The sequence below is a fragment of the Streptomyces viridochromogenes DSM 40736 genome, from assembly GCF_000158955.1.
Taxonomy (GTDB): Bacteria; Actinomycetota; Actinomycetes; order Streptomycetales; family Streptomycetaceae; genus Streptomyces; species Streptomyces venetus.
Genome location: NZ_GG657757.1, coordinates 8262851 through 8278918, shown reverse-complemented (window position 1 = coordinate 8278918; position 16068 = coordinate 8262851). Strand labels below are relative to the sequence as shown.

The following is a 16068-nucleotide window of genomic DNA, read 5'->3' as shown; positions in this document are numbered from 1 at the left end:
CCACGGGCGCCACGAGCAGGGACACGCCCCGGGAGCGCGGCGCGCTGAAGAAGGCCGCCGGGGTGTGGGGGGTGACCTGGCTGACGTAGACGATCTCGTCCCAGCCGAGGCCCAGTACAGGCCGGACCAGGACGAGCTGGGCGAGGGTGAAGACGGCGGCGAGCACGGCGAGCGGCCGGTTGCCGCGCGCCGTGCGGGTCGTGCCCGACCCGCGCGGCTGTTCGCGTCTTCGCCCGCGAACGAGGATGGCGTTCGCGCCGTCAGCCATGTTCCGCCCCTTACCCCGATTGACCCGATGATCAGAAATCCCGATCAAGCTAACCCGTCGGGTGGGGACGTGCAGGGCGGAATACGGCCAAGTGTCCGACTCGGGGGGGGTGAGGCTCAGCGGACGTTCGGGGCGCGGTGCGGTGGCTGGCTCGGGGCCGGTCGCTGGGGCGGTGGAGGGACGGGGCGGGAGACGGGGGTGTCCTCCCGCACCGTCACCTCGGTGCCGTGGTGACGGATCGTCAGGGGCGGGCCCGAGCGCAGGGTGTAGGTGGCCTCTCCGCCGGTCAGCTCGACCCGCAGGCGGCGGCCGAGGAACGCCACCGTGAACGCCAGACGGCTGAACTTCTCGGGCAGACGCGGCGCGAACCGGAGACCGCCGTCGGTGCACCGCATGCCGCCGAACCCGGCGACCAGCGCCATCCAGGTGCCGGCCAGCGACGCGATGTGCAGTCCGTCGCGGGTGTTGTGCTCCAGGTCTCCCAGGTCCATCAGCGCGGCCTCGGCCGTGTAGGCGCAGGCCAGGTCCAGATGGCCGGTCCGGGCCGCCATGACGGCCTGGACGCAGGCCGACAGGGAGGAGTCCCGTACGGTGATCGGCTCGTAGTAGGCGAAGTTGCGGGCGATCTGCTCCTCGTCGAAGTACTCCTCGAAGAAGCTGCCGCAGGTGTACATCGCCAGCACCAGGTCCGCCTGCTTGACGACCTGCTTGCGGTACAGGTCGAAGTAGGGGAAGTGGAGCATCAGCGGGTACTGGTCCGGCCTGGTGCGGGCGAAGTCCCAGCGCTGGTAGCGGGTGAAGCCGGCGTGCTGTTCGTGCACGCCGAGTTCCTCGTTGTAGGGGACGTGCAGGGCCTCGGCGGCGTCCCGCCAGGCGGCGCTCTCCTCCTCGTCGGCGCCGAGCCGTGCCGCCTCGTCGGGGTGGCGTTTGCAGACGTCGGCGGCGGCCAGCAGGTTCGCCCGGGCCATGAGGTTGGTGTACGTGTTGTCGTCGGCGATGGCGCTGTACTCGTCCGGTCCGGTGACGCCGTCGATGTGGAAGACGCCCCGGTCGTCGTGGTGGCCGAGGGAGCGCCACAGCCGGGCCGTCTCCACCAGCAGCTCCACGCCGACCTCGCGTTCGAACTCCTCGTCGCCGGTGGCCGCCACGTACCGCACCACGGCGTCGGCGATGTCGGCGCCCACGTGGAACGCGGCGGTGCCGGCCGGCCAGTACGCGGAGCCCTCCGAGCCCTCGATGGTGCGCCAGGGGAAGGCGGCGCCGCGCAGGCCGAGCTGGGCCGCGCGCTCCTGCGCGGCGGGCAGGGTGTCCAGGCGCCAGCGCAGGGCCTCGGCGGCCGCCGCCGGCGCGGTGTAGGTCAGCAGCTGCAGCACGAACGCTTCGGTGTCCCAGAAGGCGTGCCCGTCGTAACCGGAGCCGGTGAGTCCCTTGGCCGGTATGGCGCGCTGCTCGGCGCGGGCACCGGCCTGGAGGACGTGGAAGAGGGCGAAGCGGACGGCCTGCTGGATCTCCTCGTCACCGTCGAGCTCGACGTCGGCGCGCGCCCAGAAGTCGTCGAGGTACTCCCGCTGGTCCGCGAGCAGCCCCGTCCAGCCGCTGTGTGCGGCCGCCGCGAGCGCCGCCTCGACCTGGTCGCTCATCGCGGGCCGGGACCGGGCGCCGGACCAGCCGTGCGCGACCAGTTTCTCCACCCGAAGCCGCTCCCCCGGCTCCAGGACGGAGGTGACGGTCAGCCGGGCCACGTCCACGTTGCTCTCGCTGCTCGTCGTGGTCCGCTCGGGGCCGTCGACGACGTGATCGGCGGCCACGGCGACCCGGAGGCCGCTGCGGCGGGTGCGGTGGACCAGCCGCAGCCGGCTGCCGGAGGCCAGGTCCTCTTCCGGCTCCAGCGGCGACTTCAGCGCCATGGCGGCCCGCGGGTCACCGTCCGGCTCCGGCAGGCTCTCGTTGGCGACCAGTTCCGACTGGACGACCACACGGGTACGGCGGTCGACGGGCTCCACCTCGTACGCCACGGCGGCGATCGCCCGCTGGGTCAGGGAGACCAGCCGGGTGGAGCGCACCCGGACGGTCGAGCCCGCCGGTGAGGTCCACTCGCAGACCCGCTCCAGCACGCCCCGCCGCAGGTCCAGGGTCCGTTCATGGGTGACGAGCCGCCCGTAGCGCAGGTCGAACGGCTCGTCGTCGACCAGGAGGCGCAGCACCTTGCCGTTGGTGACGTTGATGGAGGTCTGGCCCGACTCGGGGTAGCCGTAGCCGGCCTCGGCGTACGGCAGGGGGTGCAGTTCGTGGACACCGTTGAGGTAGCTGCCGGGCAGGCCGTGCGGTTCGCCCTCGTCGAGGTTGCCGCGCCAGCCGATATGGCCGTTGGACAGGGCGAACACGGACTCGCTCTGCGCCAGGACGTCGAGGTTGAGTTCCGTCTCGCGCACGGTCCAGGGTTCGACGGTGTAGGACCGCTGTGCGATCACCGCGTGTCCCCCAGTTCGGCGAGGTCCTGCACCACGATGTCGGCGCCGTGCGCGTACAGCGCGTCGGTCTGTCCGACGCGGTCGACGCCGACGACGTATCCGAAGCGGCCGGCGCGGCCGGCGTCCATGCCGGCCAGCGCGTCCTCGAAGACGGCGGCCTCGTCCGGCCGGACGCCGAGGTCCTCGGCGGCGGCCAGGAACGTGTCGGGGCGCGGTTTGCCGGGCAGCTTGCGCTCGGCGGCGACCACGCCGTCGATCCGTACGTCGAAGAAGTGCTCGGCGCCGATCGAGCGCAGCACGTCCCGGCAGTTGGCGCTGGAGGAGACGATCGCGGTGCTCAGGCCGTGGGCCCGGACCGCCTCCAGGTAGCGGAGCGTGCCGTCGTAGGCCTCGACGCCGTCGGTGCGGATCTTCTCCAGGACCAGGTCGTTCTTGCGGTTGCCCAGCCCGTGGACGGTCTGTGCGCCCGGTGGGTCGTCGGGGTCTCCGTCGGGCAGGTCGATACCGCGGGACGCGAGGAAAGTGCGGACGCCGTCGGCGCGCGGGCGGCCGTCGACGTACTCGTCGTAGTCGCTCGCCGCGTCGAACGGCCGGAAGTCCTCGCCGCCCCGCTCGCGCAGGAAGGCGTCGAACATCTCCTTCCAGGCGGCCGCGTGCACGACGGCCGTCCGGGTGAACGACGCCGTCGAGGTCGAAAGAGGCAGGCGTGATGTCGTCGGAAGACATTCCTGCGTCATAAGGGACCGGTTCCCAAACCGGCGGCGTCCAGTGAGTGGCGCACGCCACATTCCCGGGGGCGCGCGGGGTCAGTCGTGCGGGAACGAGTGGTGTTCGTGCGCCACCAGCCAGCGGCCCTCCTCCTTGCGCAGGCCGAACGTCAGCCGCAGGCGCAGGGTGGGGCGTTCGGCGAGTTCCTCCGGGGTGCCGCAGCGCAGCAGGGCGTGCGCGTAGGCGGTGTCGGTGCCGGCGGTGACGTCGAGGGTGTCGATCTCGAAGCTCGCGCCCTGGGCCTGCCACTCGAGGAACGGGGGCCAGGCCGCCCGGTAGACGGCCAGCCCGTGGAGGCCCTCGTGGGGCGGCGGTACGTCGTACATGACGATGTCCTCGGCGTGGTCGGCGAGGACGCCGTCGAGATCGCCCCGGTGGACGGCTTCGGCCCAGTGGGTGATCAGTGCGCGGATCCGGGCTTCGTCGTCGGACACGGTGCGGCTCCCTTCTCCCCCCCTCCCCGTACCGGACGGCCTGCGCGCAGGGTGACACACTCTGCTGTGTGCCACTCACCTTCGACGACCTCGTCCACCGCGCCCGTGCCCTCCCGCGGGACGGCCGGCGCGCGATCCTCGGCATCGCCGGGTGCCCCGGCGCGGGCAAGTCGACGCTCGCCGAGCGCCTGGTGCGGGAACTGAACGGAACGGGCGAGCCGTGGGTGGCGCACGTCCCCATGGACGGCTTCCACCTCGCGGACGCCGAACTGGAGCGACTGGGCCGCCGGGACCGCAAGGGCGCGCCCGACACGTTCGACGCGGCCGGGTACGCGGCCCTGCTGGAGCGGCTGCGCGAGGAGTCGCACGACGAGCCGGTGTACGCGCCCGGCTTTGAACGCGTCCTGGAGCAGCCGATCGCGGGGGCGATCCCGGTGCCCCCGACGGCCCGCCTGGTCATCACGGAAGGCAACTACCTGCTCCTGGCCACCGGGGCCTGGCCCCGCGTCCGCCCTCTCCTCGACGAGGTGTGGTTCTGCGAGCTGCCCGAGCACGAGCGCGTCCGCCGACTGGTCGTCCGCCACGAGCAGTTCGGCAAGACGCACGAGGAAGCGGTGGCATGGGTGTCACGCTCGGACGAGCGCAACGCCCAGCTGGTCGCGACGACCCGGGGGCGGGCGGACCTGGTGGTGCCGGATTTGGCACCGCCGCGCGTCGAGCTCTGAACACACCGTGCACAGGAGGGGGCGCGGGTCGCCGGAGTCACACGACGGGTGCGCTCCGGCGGGCACGCAGTGCGACGGTCAGGGTGTGCGGGCCGTGTCCACCGATGTAGACGCGGTTCCCCGTCGTCGCGTCGGTGCCGCCGACCACGGTGTAGTCCTGCCCCGGGTCGTACCGCAGCACGTCGCTCCCGTCCGGCCCGGCCAGCGGTTCACCTGCCTCGACCTCGGCCTCGATCCGGATCTCGTCGTCACCGACCCGGTAGGTCATCGGCCCGGTCGTCAGGCACCAGCGCCCCTCGCCGATCGGTACGGCGCCCTCGGGCACGCCACCCGGCCGGAAGGTCAGTTCCAGGGCCCAGGGCACCCGTGGTCCGCTGATGTCGATCCGCAGGTCGGCGCCGTCCTCCCTCAGGTCCACCTCGACGCGGGTCGTGTGGGAGACCTCGTCCCGTGGCCGGTCCGGGAAGGCCATCGCGGCCGAGAAGCGTCCCTCGTCCGCCATGTGGTAGGCGCCGTCGTCGCGTCGCCGGTCGGGCGGCAGCGGCTGGTAGTAGGCGGCCGTGAGGGTTTCGGTGAGCCGGTACCGGTGGTCGGCGTCCTGGTGCACGGCGGCGGCGCGGAACGGGCCCAGGTCGAAGAATCCCCGTGAGAGGCGGACCGCGTCGAGGACGGCGTCGCCGGCGAACAGGCGCAGGAAGGTGGGATTGCAGGCGAGTCCCGAGCGGATGCGCCGGTGCTCGGGCACGTCGGAGCCGCCGTACACCACCGTGTGCGCGGTGGCCGAGGCGCGTGCGGCGAGGCGCGCGGTGGTGAGGTACCGGTCACGCGGAAGTGTCTCCGCGGCCGGTGCCGGCAGGACGTGGCACAGGTCCGGGGTGAGGATGCTCTCGGCGAGCAGGTCGGGATCGTCGATGCCGCCGGCGGCCGCCAGCAGCGCCGCCCGGCTGAAGTCGCCCCGGCCGGTGCGGATGGCGAGCAGCCGGTAGTGCGGCAGGTAGGGCGCCAGCGGGAACGGGTGGTTCTGGTCCTGCCGCCGCGAGAGGACGGTCTCCACCGTGCCGTCCGGCCTGATGAGGTCCAGGGTCGTGGCGAGATTGCGTTCCACGGCGTCCAGCAGGTCGGCGCGGCCGAGCACACCGGCCAGCAGCAGCAGCGACGGGTTGGACACGTGGGCCGCGTAGTTGGCGCTCCGTTCCGAGTACAGGCCCTCAGCGTCGATGTCGACGCCCTCGGAGAGCCACTCCTCGACGCGGTCGAGGAGCCGGTCGTCCGGGAACGACCGGTGCAGCCGGGCCAGCGCCGCGCACAGCTCCCAGCGGTGGTTCGGAGTGTGTATCCCACCGGTCAGGAGACTGCCGGAGGCGGCACCGGCGATCTCGGCGAGCGCAGCCGTCACGTCGTGCAGTTCCGGCCCCGCGCCGGCGGCGAGGACGTGCGCGTCGCACACGTCGTTGACGGTGAACGCGGAGTCCGGCGGTGACTGCACGTTGTCGCCGCCGGCGAAGAGGCCGGTGGGTGTCTGCGTGGCCCGCAGGGCGCGGAGGTGGGTCGTCGCGGCGGCGACGGCCTGCCCGCTGCCGTGCAGTGCCGAGTCCGGGGACCGGTACGCCGCGACCAGAGTCTTCACCCGGCGCGCCAGAGCGCGGTGGTGCAGGCCGGCGGGTTCCTCGTCGGGGCCGTCCGCCAGTGGGACGGCCAGCCGGTCCGCGGCGCCGGCCACCGCGCGGACGAACTCGTGGTCGAGCGGGAGGGGCACGATCAGTCCTTCAGTCCGGCATTGATGTCGGCGCCCATGACGTAGCGCTGGAAGACCAGGAAGATGGCGATCAGCGGGATCATGGAGATGACCGACGCGCCGAGCAGGACCGACCAGTTGATGTTCTGCGCGCCGACGATGCTCTGGATGCCGATCTGCACGGTGAACTTGTTGGGGTCGTTGAGCATCAGCAGCGGCCAGATGTAGTCGTTCCAGCGCCACTGGAAGGACAGGATGGCGAGGGTCAGCATGATGGGCCGGGAGAGCGGCACCATGATCCGCGCGAAGATCGCCAGTTCGCGGGCGCCGTCGATGCGGGCGGCCTCCACGAGTTCGTCGGGGACCGTCAGGAAGAACTGGCGGAACATGAAGCATCCGGTCGCGGTGAGCACGGCCGGGAGGATGATGCCGGCGAACGAGTTGTAGAGGCCGAGGTTGCGGACCACCAGGAACTCCGGTGCGAGCATGACCTCGCCCGGCAGCATCGTGGTGGCCAGGATGCAGAGGAAGAAGGCCTTGAGCCACCGGTTGTCGTACTTGGCCAGCGCGTACCCGGTGCAGCAGCTGACACCCACCGTGAGGATCGTCGTGATCACGCACACGATGGCCGTGTTGATGAAGTACTGGGAGAAGTTGGCGCTGTCCCACGCCGCCTCGAATCCCGACAGGGTGGGGTTGTGCGGGACCAGCGTCAGCGGATAGGAGAACAGGTCACTGGCCGGCTTGAGGGAGCTGAGGATGAACCACAGCACCGGCAGCCCGTACAGGCACGCCAGGATCCACAGCAGTGTCGTCGCGGGCACCGCCCGCCGGAACCCGCCGCCCGCCGTCTTGCGGGGACGCTGCCTGGGAACGGGCTGCTTGGCGTCGGCGTCGAGCGGGCGTGGCATGTCTGTGGTTGTCATCGGTTCTCCACCCGCCGGTTGACGATCAGCTGGATGATCGCCACGGCCATCAGGATGAGCATGAGCACGAACGACGCGGCGCTCGCGTAGCCGATCTGGCCCCGTTTGAAGCCGGTCTCATAGATGTACTGGACGAGCAGGTTGTTCGAGGTTCCGGGCCCGCCGTTGTTGAGGGCGACGAACACCGGGTATTCCTTCATCGCGTTGATCGTGTTGAGCAGGATGACGATGAACGAGGTGGGCGCGATGCTCGGCAGCGTGATGCTGATGAACTTGCGCCACGGACCGGCGCCGTCGAGCTCGGCCGCCTCGTAGTACGACACCGGGACGTTCTTGATCGCCGCGATGAACAGCAGCATCGTGAATCCCGTCCACGCCCAGGCCGCCGCCATCACCACCACCAGCAGCGACAGGTCCGCGTTCGACTGCCACGGGACGGCGCCTCCGCCGAGCTCCTCGATGACGTAGTTGACCAGTCCGAAGTTCTCACCGAACAGCCACCGCCACAGGACACCCACGACGATGGGCGACAGCAGCCACGGGATGAAGAAGATGACACGGGCGATCGACGAGCCCTTGGCGTGCTTGTTCACCACCAGGTTGGCGGCGAGCAGCGAGAGCGCGAAGTTCAGCGGGACGAAGAGGACGGTGTACAGCAGCGTCCGGCTCAACGCGTCGTAGAACGTGGAGTCCCCGAAGAGGTGGGAGTAGTTGTCCAGTCCGACCCACTGGAACACCCCCACGCCCGTGTAGTTCGTGAAGGAGTAGAGAAGCCCGATCACCGCAGGCCAAACGAAGAACAACGCGAAGAGCACGACGTTGGCCGCGATGAGGACGAGCGGCGCAAGGGTGTACTTGCTGCGTCTCCTGGGCGGGCTCGCGGACACGTCCGGGGCGCGTTTGGTCATCTTCCTGACTCCGTGCTGGTGGAAGGGATTGCAGAGGGGCTCACGCCACGAGCCCGGCAACGAAGGGCGCGTCCGGGCCGGGCGGCGGCGTCTCGCCCCGCCGCCCGGCCCCGCGGCCTACGAACCGCCGCCGACCTGCTGGTTGTAGCCGGCCACGATGTTCTCCAGGGCCTTGCCGGGCGACTGCTGGCCGTTGATCGCCTTGCCGAGCTCCGTCTTGGTCGGGTCCTCGGTGATGCTCTTGCCCTTCAGCACCCACTGCGTCTGAGCGTTGTTGAAGTAGCCGGAGATCGGGGCGTAGAGCGGGATCGACTCGTTGTACAGCTTGAACGCCGCCTGCGCCGCCTCGGAGGTGAAGGGGTACTTCGGGTTCAGACCGTTCTCGACAGGCAGGAATCCGGAGGCCTCGCACAGCGTGCGATAGTTGTCCGGCTCGTAGACCCAGGACAGGAACTTCTGCGCGGCGGTGGCCGCGGCCTCGTTGTTGTTGAAGCCGACCATCATGCCGCCGCTGTTGACGTCGCTGGCCTGCACCGGCTGGGCGGGGGTCGGGACGCTTGCCCACTCGAACTTCTTGATGCTGTCCGCGAAGGCGGCCACCTGCCACACGCCGGACCAGTAGGCGACCACGTCACCGCTCTGGAACATGGCGGCCGGGTCGGCGCCGCTGGTCCACACCGACTTCGGCATGGTCTTGTTGTCGTTCCATCCGACGAAGGTGTTGACGGCCTTCTTCGTCGCCGCGTCCACCGAGAACTTGCCGGAGGAGTCCGCGTGGACGTACTTCCCGCCCATCTCGTACACCATGGCGCGCAGCCGGGAGGGCGACTGGTCGAAGGTCAGCGAGTACTTGGCGTCGGTCTTCTCGCGGACCTTGTTCGCCGCCTTGATGAATTCCGTCCAGGTCCAGGTCTTCTCGGGCGAGGTCGGGAAGGAGACGCCGGCCTTCTTGAACAGCGACTTGTTGATGAACATGCCGGACGCGGTGACGTCCGAGGGGATGGCCAGCACCTTCCCGGACGAGTCCTTGGCGAGGAAGTTGGCGTTGATCTTGTAGCTCTTCTTGTCGGCGATGGAGCTGAGGTCGATCAGCTTGCTCGACCAGATGGGGTCCAGCGCCGGCACGGCCGCCACGTCGGGCAGGGAGTTCGCCTGGGCGGCGTTGTGCAGCTTCGTCGTGTAGCCCTCGTAGGGGATGTTGACGAGCTTGACGGTGACGCCCTTTTCCTTCTTGTACTGCGCCACCAGCTTCTTCCAGCCCGCGTCCTGCCCCGGAACCGTGGAGATCCAGAACGTCAGCGACTTGGAGGTCCCACCCGAGTCGGAACCCGACCCGCAGGCGGAGAGCAGAAGAGCACCTGCCGAGGCCACGGCAGCGAGAGGAACCACGCGGCGTATACCGCCGCGGCCGAGACGGCGGGAGCGCCGCACACCCACACTGATCATCTTCGATCCCTTTTCTTCGTAGCGGAAGAAGCACGGCGCCAGCCGAGGCGGCACGGGTGCATATTGCAGGAAATTTCGCTTCCCGGGGGCACGGCCTCGCCCGGCCGCGTCACCTTGACGGGTGGAGTCCCCGGCCATGACGGCCGACGTCGCACAAGCACGCCCTCGTGCGGCTGCCGTACTTCGCGTACGGGCGGGAGGCTCACCCGGAGTCGGCGTCCCGGCCAACTCAGAAAGCGCTTGTCCGGACATTGGCAGATCGAGTCGGAGCCGTCAATCCTTCGCCCCCGCAACCTCGGTCACGGTTTGGACTCCTCGGGAGACCGCGAGCCGGGCGGCGCCCACGACGGTGCCGAGGTCGCCGACCGTGCTGCTGACGACTTCGGTGGGCCAGCTCAGCCGGGCGAGCTCGGCCCGGACGCCGGGCAGGAGCTGCGGGTACGCGCCGGTACTGCCCCCCAGCACGACCAGCCCCGGGTCCAGTACCGCGGTCACGGCGGCGGCCAGCCGGCCCACGTCCACGGCATGGCGTTCGACGACGGCGCGGGCGGCGGCACGGCCCTGTCCGGCGAGTGCGAAGAGCTGCTCGGCGGTGCCGGGGCACGGGCCGTCGGCATCCGGCCAGGCCTCGGCCGCGCGCCGCAGCAGGGAGCGTGCGCCGATGTACTCCTCCAGGGCCTCGTGGCGGGGTTCGCGGCCGTCGTCCCACGGGTAGGGCAGCCGGGCCAGCTCACCTGCGGCGCCGTTCGCACCGCTCAGCACCTGGCCGCCGACGACGATGCCGAGGCCGATACCGACGCCGATGCGCAGGTAGCCGAAGGTGCTCCGCCCCCGGGCGGCACCTTCGTGCAGTTCGGCGAGGGCGGCGCAGTTGACGTTGTTCTCGAGGTGGACGGGGACGCCCGGCGGCAGCGCGACGGTCACGGCGTCGAAGACGGGACCGGCCTTCGCGGTCGCCGGACGCATCCCGGCACCCTCCTTGCGCGGCGCGGTGACGTCACCGACGGCCACGACGATGGTCCGCAGCGGGGCGTCGGCGGGCAGCGCGTCGAGCGCCTCGCGCACGACGTCGGCGGCGTCCGCCCGGGAGCCGGTGGCCTCGGCGAGCAGCGCGCCGTCCAGGGCGCAGCCGCGGACCCGGGTGAGGGCGGGGCCGAGATCGACGGCGAGCACGGCCCCCGCGGCCGGCCCGAGTCGATAGACGGCGGCGTTGCGTCCCGTGCCGCTGGAGGCGGTGCCGGAGTGCGCGGCGAGCCGGACGCCCTCCAGTTCCGCGACGGCGGCCGACACCGTCGGCTTGGACAGGCGCGCGAGGCTCGCGAGTTGCGGCCGGGTCGCCCGGCCGGCCTCGGCCAGCACGGCGAACACCGCGCCCGCGCTCTCGGTCAGGCGGGGGGCTCTTGCCACGTCAGGTTCCAACAGTTCCCCCACACGGGTAACGGGCCGCGCGCTCCCGGGTCGATCGTCTCGGATCGTCTCCAGTGGACGCGGCGAAGGGATTCCTCTTGACGCACTGTACTTCGTTAGTTAACTTCCTAACGAAGTACACGGTACTCGCCTGCCGTGCTCCGCCAGAAGCCCGTCCCGGGGCTTCCCGAGTCATTCAACTGCCCGTCCTTCAGGCACGGTTCGCCCGCCGTCGCAGCCCAGCGCAACGACGAAAGAGGCTCCGTGCAGGACTTCGCGCCCCTCGTGATCGGTATCGACGTAGGCGGCACCAAGACGCATCTCCGCGCTTTCGTGGGCGACGTCCCCGTGGCCGACCACGTCCGTGCGAGCAGCGGCTGGCGGCCGCACGACCCGGTGACCGCCGCCGGGTGGCTGGCCGCGCTGGTCGCCGACGCGCTCCCGGCGGGCGCCCGCCCGACCGCCGTGGCCGTCGGCGGGCACGCCTGCGAGACCCCCCGCCAGTGCGCGCAGATACGCGACGCGCTCCAGCTGCACTTCGACGCGCCCGCGCTGGTGGTGGGCGACGCGCAGCTCCTCGTCCCCGCGGCCGGACTGGACAAGGGTGTCGGCCTGGTCGCCGGCACCGGCTCGGTGGCGGTGGGGCGGCTGCCCGACGGCACCGCCGTCCAGGTGGGTGGCTGGGGCGCGGTCCTCGGCGACGAGGGCGGCGCCGCCGGTCTCGTCCGGGAGGCGGCACGGGCCGTGTGGGCGGCCCACGACCGCGGGGAGCGGCCCGACGCGCTCGCGCTCGGGCTCGTCGCCGCGCTCGATGTGCCCGAGGTGCCCGCGCTCGGCGCGGCCTTGGAGAAGGCCACGGATGTCTCAGCCGAGTGGGGCCGGCACGCTCCCGTCGTCTTCGCGGCAGCCGCCGACGGCTCCGCGCTCGCCCGGACCGTGATCGACGAGGCGGGCCGGTCGCTCGCCGCGCTGGTCACCCGGCTCGCCGACCGGGGTGTCGCGGTCGACGACGTGGTCGTGGCGGGCGGCACGGTGCTGGCCCAGTCCGAGCTGTTCGACGCCTTCACCGACGCCCTGGCCGAAACGGTGCCCACGGCCCGCGCCAGGCCCCTGCGGGTGCCACCGGTCGAGGGTGCGGTGACGCTGGCGCGCTCGCTCCTGTGAGCCGGGGCCGCGCGTTCACCCGCGGGTCACGTCCCGGCCGCCGACCCCTCGTCGACGGGACACCGCTCGGCCTTCGAATCAGGCAAGATCGCACGACCCCACCCGGCCGCAGGCCGCAGAACTGAAGAGAGGCACACCCATGCCGTCATCCGCCGGGCACCACTCCCCCACGCTGAACCGGAGGGGTTTCCTCAGAACCTCCCTGGGCGGCTCGGCCGCACTGGTCGCCGCGCCGACCCTGGTCGGATGGCTGGGCGCCGCGGACGCCAAGGCCGCCACCGCTCCCGCCGCGTTCGTCGACGACTACAGGACCAACGTCCTGCCGAACCTCACGCCCGAGACCAACGCGGTGGTACGGATCCTCGGCGGCATGGCCGAGGTGTGGAAGACCGGCGCCGCCTGGAACACCGGCACGCCGCTGAGCCCCGAGGTGCTGCGCGCCAACATGCGCTACTGCGCCCGGGTCACCGGCGCGCGCACCGAGGCACAGGCGCGGGAGGCGTTCGTCTACGACCGCCAGCACCAGAGCTACGCGATGATCGCCGGCCTGGGCCCGCTGTCCGACCTGTACAAGGCGGGCGCCAGAGCGGTCACGTCGATCACCGCCGCACCGGACACGACTCCCCCGACCACGATCAGCGACTCCGTGCCGGCCGACGCGCCCGCCGGGTCCGCACTGGGCGCCGGTTCCCACACCTCGGACCTGGGCCAGGTGGCCAAGCTCGTCGACACCGTGCGCGGCCCGTTCGCCTCCGGGAACCCCGGCAAGTACGCCTTCCAGTACCCGCGTCCGTGGCGCATGAACGAGGACAGCGAGGTCGTCGACACCGGCCGCACGGACGAACTCGGATACCCGGTGTACGACTCGGACGTGGTCGTCGTCAAACAGCTGCTGCGTCAGCGCAGCACCTCCCCCGTCGACGACGGCGGCTTCCCCAGCGGCCACACCAACGCCTTCCACCTGGCCGGTCTGGCCCTGGCGTACGCGGTGCCCGAGCGGTTCCAGGAGCTGGTGACGCGGGCGTTCGAGCTCAGTCACACCCGGATCATGTCGGGCATGCACTCCACCGTCGACGTCATCGGCGGCCGGATCATGGCCACCGCCCTGACGGCGGCGACCCTGGCCGACCCGGCGAACGCGGAACTCAAGGCGGCGGCACGCGCCCAGGCGCTGGCGTACTTCACGCAGAGGACGGGCACGACGGCGAACACGCTGTACGACTTCGCGCACTCGGACGCCGGTGACGCGTACGCCGACCGTGAGGCCAACGCCCGTGCCGTCGCGCCCAGGCTGACGTACGTCCTGCCCCGCCGCGGCCGCAAGGACCCGCTCACGGTGCCGAAGGGCGCGGAGGTGCTGCTGGAGACGCGGTTGCCGTACCTGAGCGCGGCGCAGCGGCGGGAGGTGCTGCGCACGACCGCGTTGCCTTCCGGATACGTCCTGCTGGACGGCTTCGAGCAGTGGGGCCGGCTGAACCTGTTCGCCGCGGCGGACGGGTACGGCGCCTTCGACCAGGACGTCACCGTGACGCTGGACGCGGCGGCCGGGGGCTTCCACGCGGCCGACAGCTGGCGCCACGGCATCGAGGGCGAGGGCGGCCTCACCAAGCGCGGCACCGGCACGCTCACCCTGACCGGCCACAACCGCTACCACGGCGGGACGGTCGTCGCGGACGGCACCCTGGTCGCCGCCTCGGCCAACGCCCTGGGCGAGGGCGACGTCCAGGTCACGGGCGGCACGCTGCGCGCGGACAAGGTCCTGCGGGTGCGCGGCTCGTACGTGCAGGAGGGCGAGTCGACGCTGGAACTGCTGCTGCGCGGGAGCCACGGCCCGGCGCTCACGGTGGGCCGACGGGTCCTGCTGGGCCGGGGCAGCGTGCTGTCGCTGCGGCTCGACGCCCAGCGGCCTCCGGCCGCGGGGACGACTCTTTCCGTCCTGTCGGCTCCCGCGCTGCGCGGCCGGTTCGACCGTGTCGAGCTGGACTCCCCGACGCTGCGGGCCGTGCCCGAGTACACCGCTGACGGTCTGTCGGTGCGACTCGTGCGGCGATGACGCCGTGAGCGGCGGGGGCTGATGCAGAGTGGGTCCATGAGGGACCTCTGGATCGCTCCCGCCCTCCCCCGGCCGGCGTCGCTCCCGCCCCCGTCACCGGCGGGGGCGGGAAGGCGGTCCGGCAGACGGTGGACGGTGCCGCTCCTCGTGGCCCTGCTGCTCGCGCAGATGGCCTTCGCGATGGTGACCACCGCCGTGCGGCAGACCCCGACGATCGACGAACCGGTGTACGTGGGCGCGGCCGCCGAGTACACGCACGAGCACCGGCTGCGCCACAACCCCGAACATCCGCCGCTCGGCAAGCTCGTCATCGGCACCGGGGTGGCCCTCGCGGATCCGCACATCGGTCCGTCCGTCACCGGCGACCAGGGCGCGGTGGGGCGGCATCTGCTCTACGAGGCGGGCAACGATCCCTGGCGGCTGATGCTGTGGGCCCGCCTCCCCGTGATCACGCTGACGCTGCTGTTCGGGCTGGTCGTGTTCGCCTTCGCCCGTGAACTGGCCGGGGTGACGGGGGCGTTGGCCGCGCTCGCCCTGTACTGCTTCTCCCCCGACGTCATCGCCCACGGCTCGCTCGCCACGCTGGACGTGCCGGCTGCCGGGTTCGTGGTGACATCGGTCTGGCTGCTGTGGCGGGCGCGCCGCAGCCCCCGGCCGCATGTGCCGCTCGCGGGGGTGGCCCTCGGGGCGGCCCTGGCCACGAAGATGAGCACGCTGCCCGCCGTACCGGTGCTGACGGCACTGGCCGCCGTGTCGGTGTGGCACGCCACCGGGGACGACCGGCGCCGAGCCCTGGTCCGGGCGGCGACCGGCGCGGCTGTCGTCTTCCTGGCCGCCGTCGCGGTCGTGTGGGTCACCTACCTGACGGTCGATCCGAAACTGCGCTGGACTCCGGAGCAGCACGTGCCCACGGTGCACGGACTTCGCGGTGCGCTGGTCGACCTGATGCCGTTCCCCGAGGCCTACCGGGACGGTCTGCGCATCCAGCTCGGGCTGGAGAACCGGCCGTGGCAGGGGTTCCTGTTCGGCCGGTTGTACTCGGGCTCGCTCTGGTACTACCTGCCGGCCGCGCTGCTGGTGAAGACGCCGCTGGGCATGCTCGTCCTGTGGGCGGGGGGTGCGGTGGCGGTGGTCGCGGTCCGGCGGCTGCGGCCGGCGGCGCCGTATCTGCTGGCCGCTCCTCTGGTGCTGCTGGCCGCGGCCATGCAGGGGGCACGGGATTTCGGCACCCGCTACGCCGTGTTCCTGCCGCTGTTCCTGACGGTGGCGGCGGGCTGTGTGCTCGTGGTGCGGCGGTGGTGGGTCTCCGTCGGGGTGGCGGTGCTGGTGGCGTTCGTCGCGGTCAGCTCGCTGCGGACGTTTCCCTTCTATCTGCCGTATTCCAACGAGGCGTTCGGGGGGCCTGCCAGGACCCGGGAGTTGTTGCACGACTCCAACGTGGACTGGGGGCAGGATCTCGGGCTGCTCGCCGCGCGGTTGCGTGAGCGGTATGCGGGTGAGCGGGTGTGGCTCGTGTACAAGGGCAGTGGTGTGCCGTCGTACTACGGCATCGAGGCGCGTGATCCTCGCAAGGTGCCGGCGGGTGAGGTACGGGGGCTGTTGGTGGTGTCGGATTCGGCTGCTGCGAAAGCGACGGGGCGGCTGGCCGAGTTGATCGGCGGCAGCCGCCCCGTTGACGACATCGGGCATTCGATCACGGTGTATCGCCGTTGAGCGTGCGCTCGTTCGCCGTCCGCGGGTGCGGTGTGGCGGGTCGCGCAGTT

11 protein-coding genes and 2 pseudogenes are annotated in these 16068 nt (G+C 71.5%); 4 read left to right on the top strand and 9 right to left on the bottom strand.

What is annotated here, in order from left to right:
* The 4 genes and pseudogenes from SSQG_RS36325 to SSQG_RS36310 form a co-directional block, all read right to left on the bottom strand.
* A pseudogene (locus SSQG_RS36325) lies at positions 1-268 on the bottom strand (hypothetical protein); the annotation flags it as partial.
* A 116-nt stretch (positions 269-384) separates the two neighbouring features.
* Positions 385-2739, bottom strand: coding sequence for a glycoside hydrolase family 65 protein (locus SSQG_RS36320; RefSeq protein WP_003994988.1), 2355 nt, complete (start codon positions 2737-2739; stop codon positions 385-387).
* A pseudogene (locus SSQG_RS36315) lies at positions 2736-3465 on the bottom strand (HAD family hydrolase). Before SSQG_RS36315 ends, SSQG_RS36320 begins: the two are co-directional and overlap by 4 nt.
* 80 nt (positions 3466-3545) lie before the next feature.
* On the bottom strand, positions 3546-3941 hold the full coding sequence (locus tag SSQG_RS36310) for a YybH family protein (RefSeq protein ID WP_039934423.1): 396 nt from the start codon (positions 3939-3941) through the stop codon (positions 3546-3548).
* A 68-nt stretch (positions 3942-4009) separates the two neighbouring features.
* Here SSQG_RS36310 and SSQG_RS36305 point away from each other — a divergent pair, with 68 nt between their 5' ends.
* Positions 4010-4666 (top strand): nucleoside/nucleotide kinase family protein, encoded by a 657-nt coding sequence (locus tag SSQG_RS36305; protein ID WP_003994986.1) that lies wholly within the window; start codon positions 4010-4012, stop codon positions 4664-4666.
* Positions 4667-4703: 37 nt separating this feature from the next.
* On the opposite strand, the gene SSQG_RS36300 is transcribed toward SSQG_RS36305, so the two are convergent.
* The 5 genes from SSQG_RS36300 to SSQG_RS36280 form a co-directional block, all read right to left on the bottom strand.
* Complete coding sequence (locus SSQG_RS36300; RefSeq protein ID WP_003994984.1) at positions 4704-6422, bottom strand: hypothetical protein; 1719 nt, start codon at positions 6420-6422, stop codon at positions 4704-4706.
* Between the two features lie 2 nt (positions 6423-6424).
* Entirely contained in the window at positions 6425-7327 is a 903-nt protein-coding gene (locus tag SSQG_RS36295; RefSeq protein ID WP_039934422.1) for a carbohydrate ABC transporter permease, read from the bottom strand.
* Positions 7324-8235: a carbohydrate ABC transporter permease gene (locus SSQG_RS36290; RefSeq protein WP_003994982.1), complete on the bottom strand. Its 912-nt coding sequence runs from the start codon at positions 8233-8235 to the stop codon at positions 7324-7326. Before SSQG_RS36290 ends, SSQG_RS36295 begins: the two co-directional genes overlap by 4 nt.
* 117 nt (positions 8236-8352) lie before the next feature.
* Positions 8353-9681, bottom strand: coding sequence for an extracellular solute-binding protein (locus SSQG_RS36285; protein ID WP_039934420.1), 1329 nt, complete (start codon positions 9679-9681; stop codon positions 8353-8355).
* Positions 9682-9954: 273 nt separating this feature from the next.
* Complete coding sequence (locus tag SSQG_RS36280) at positions 9955-11088, bottom strand: ROK family protein (RefSeq protein ID WP_003994980.1); 1134 nt, start codon at positions 11086-11088, stop codon at positions 9955-9957.
* A 264-nt stretch (positions 11089-11352) separates the two neighbouring features.
* Between SSQG_RS36280 and SSQG_RS36275 the strand changes: the two genes are divergently transcribed.
* From SSQG_RS36275 to SSQG_RS36265, 3 genes are all read left to right on the top strand, one after another.
* Positions 11353-12252: an N-acetylglucosamine kinase gene (locus tag SSQG_RS36275; RefSeq protein ID WP_003994979.1), complete on the top strand. Its 900-nt coding sequence runs from the start codon at positions 11353-11355 to the stop codon at positions 12250-12252.
* A gap of 139 nt (positions 12253-12391) precedes the next feature.
* On the top strand, positions 12392-14305 hold the full coding sequence (locus tag SSQG_RS36270; protein ID WP_039934418.1) for a phosphatase PAP2 family protein: 1914 nt from the start codon (positions 12392-12394) through the stop codon (positions 14303-14305).
* A gap of 21 nt (positions 14306-14326) precedes the next feature.
* Positions 14327-16018 (top strand): phospholipid carrier-dependent glycosyltransferase, encoded by a 1692-nt coding sequence (locus tag SSQG_RS36265; RefSeq protein ID WP_003994977.1) that lies wholly within the window; start codon positions 14327-14329, stop codon positions 16016-16018.
* Positions 16019-16068: the final 50 nt, after the last annotated feature.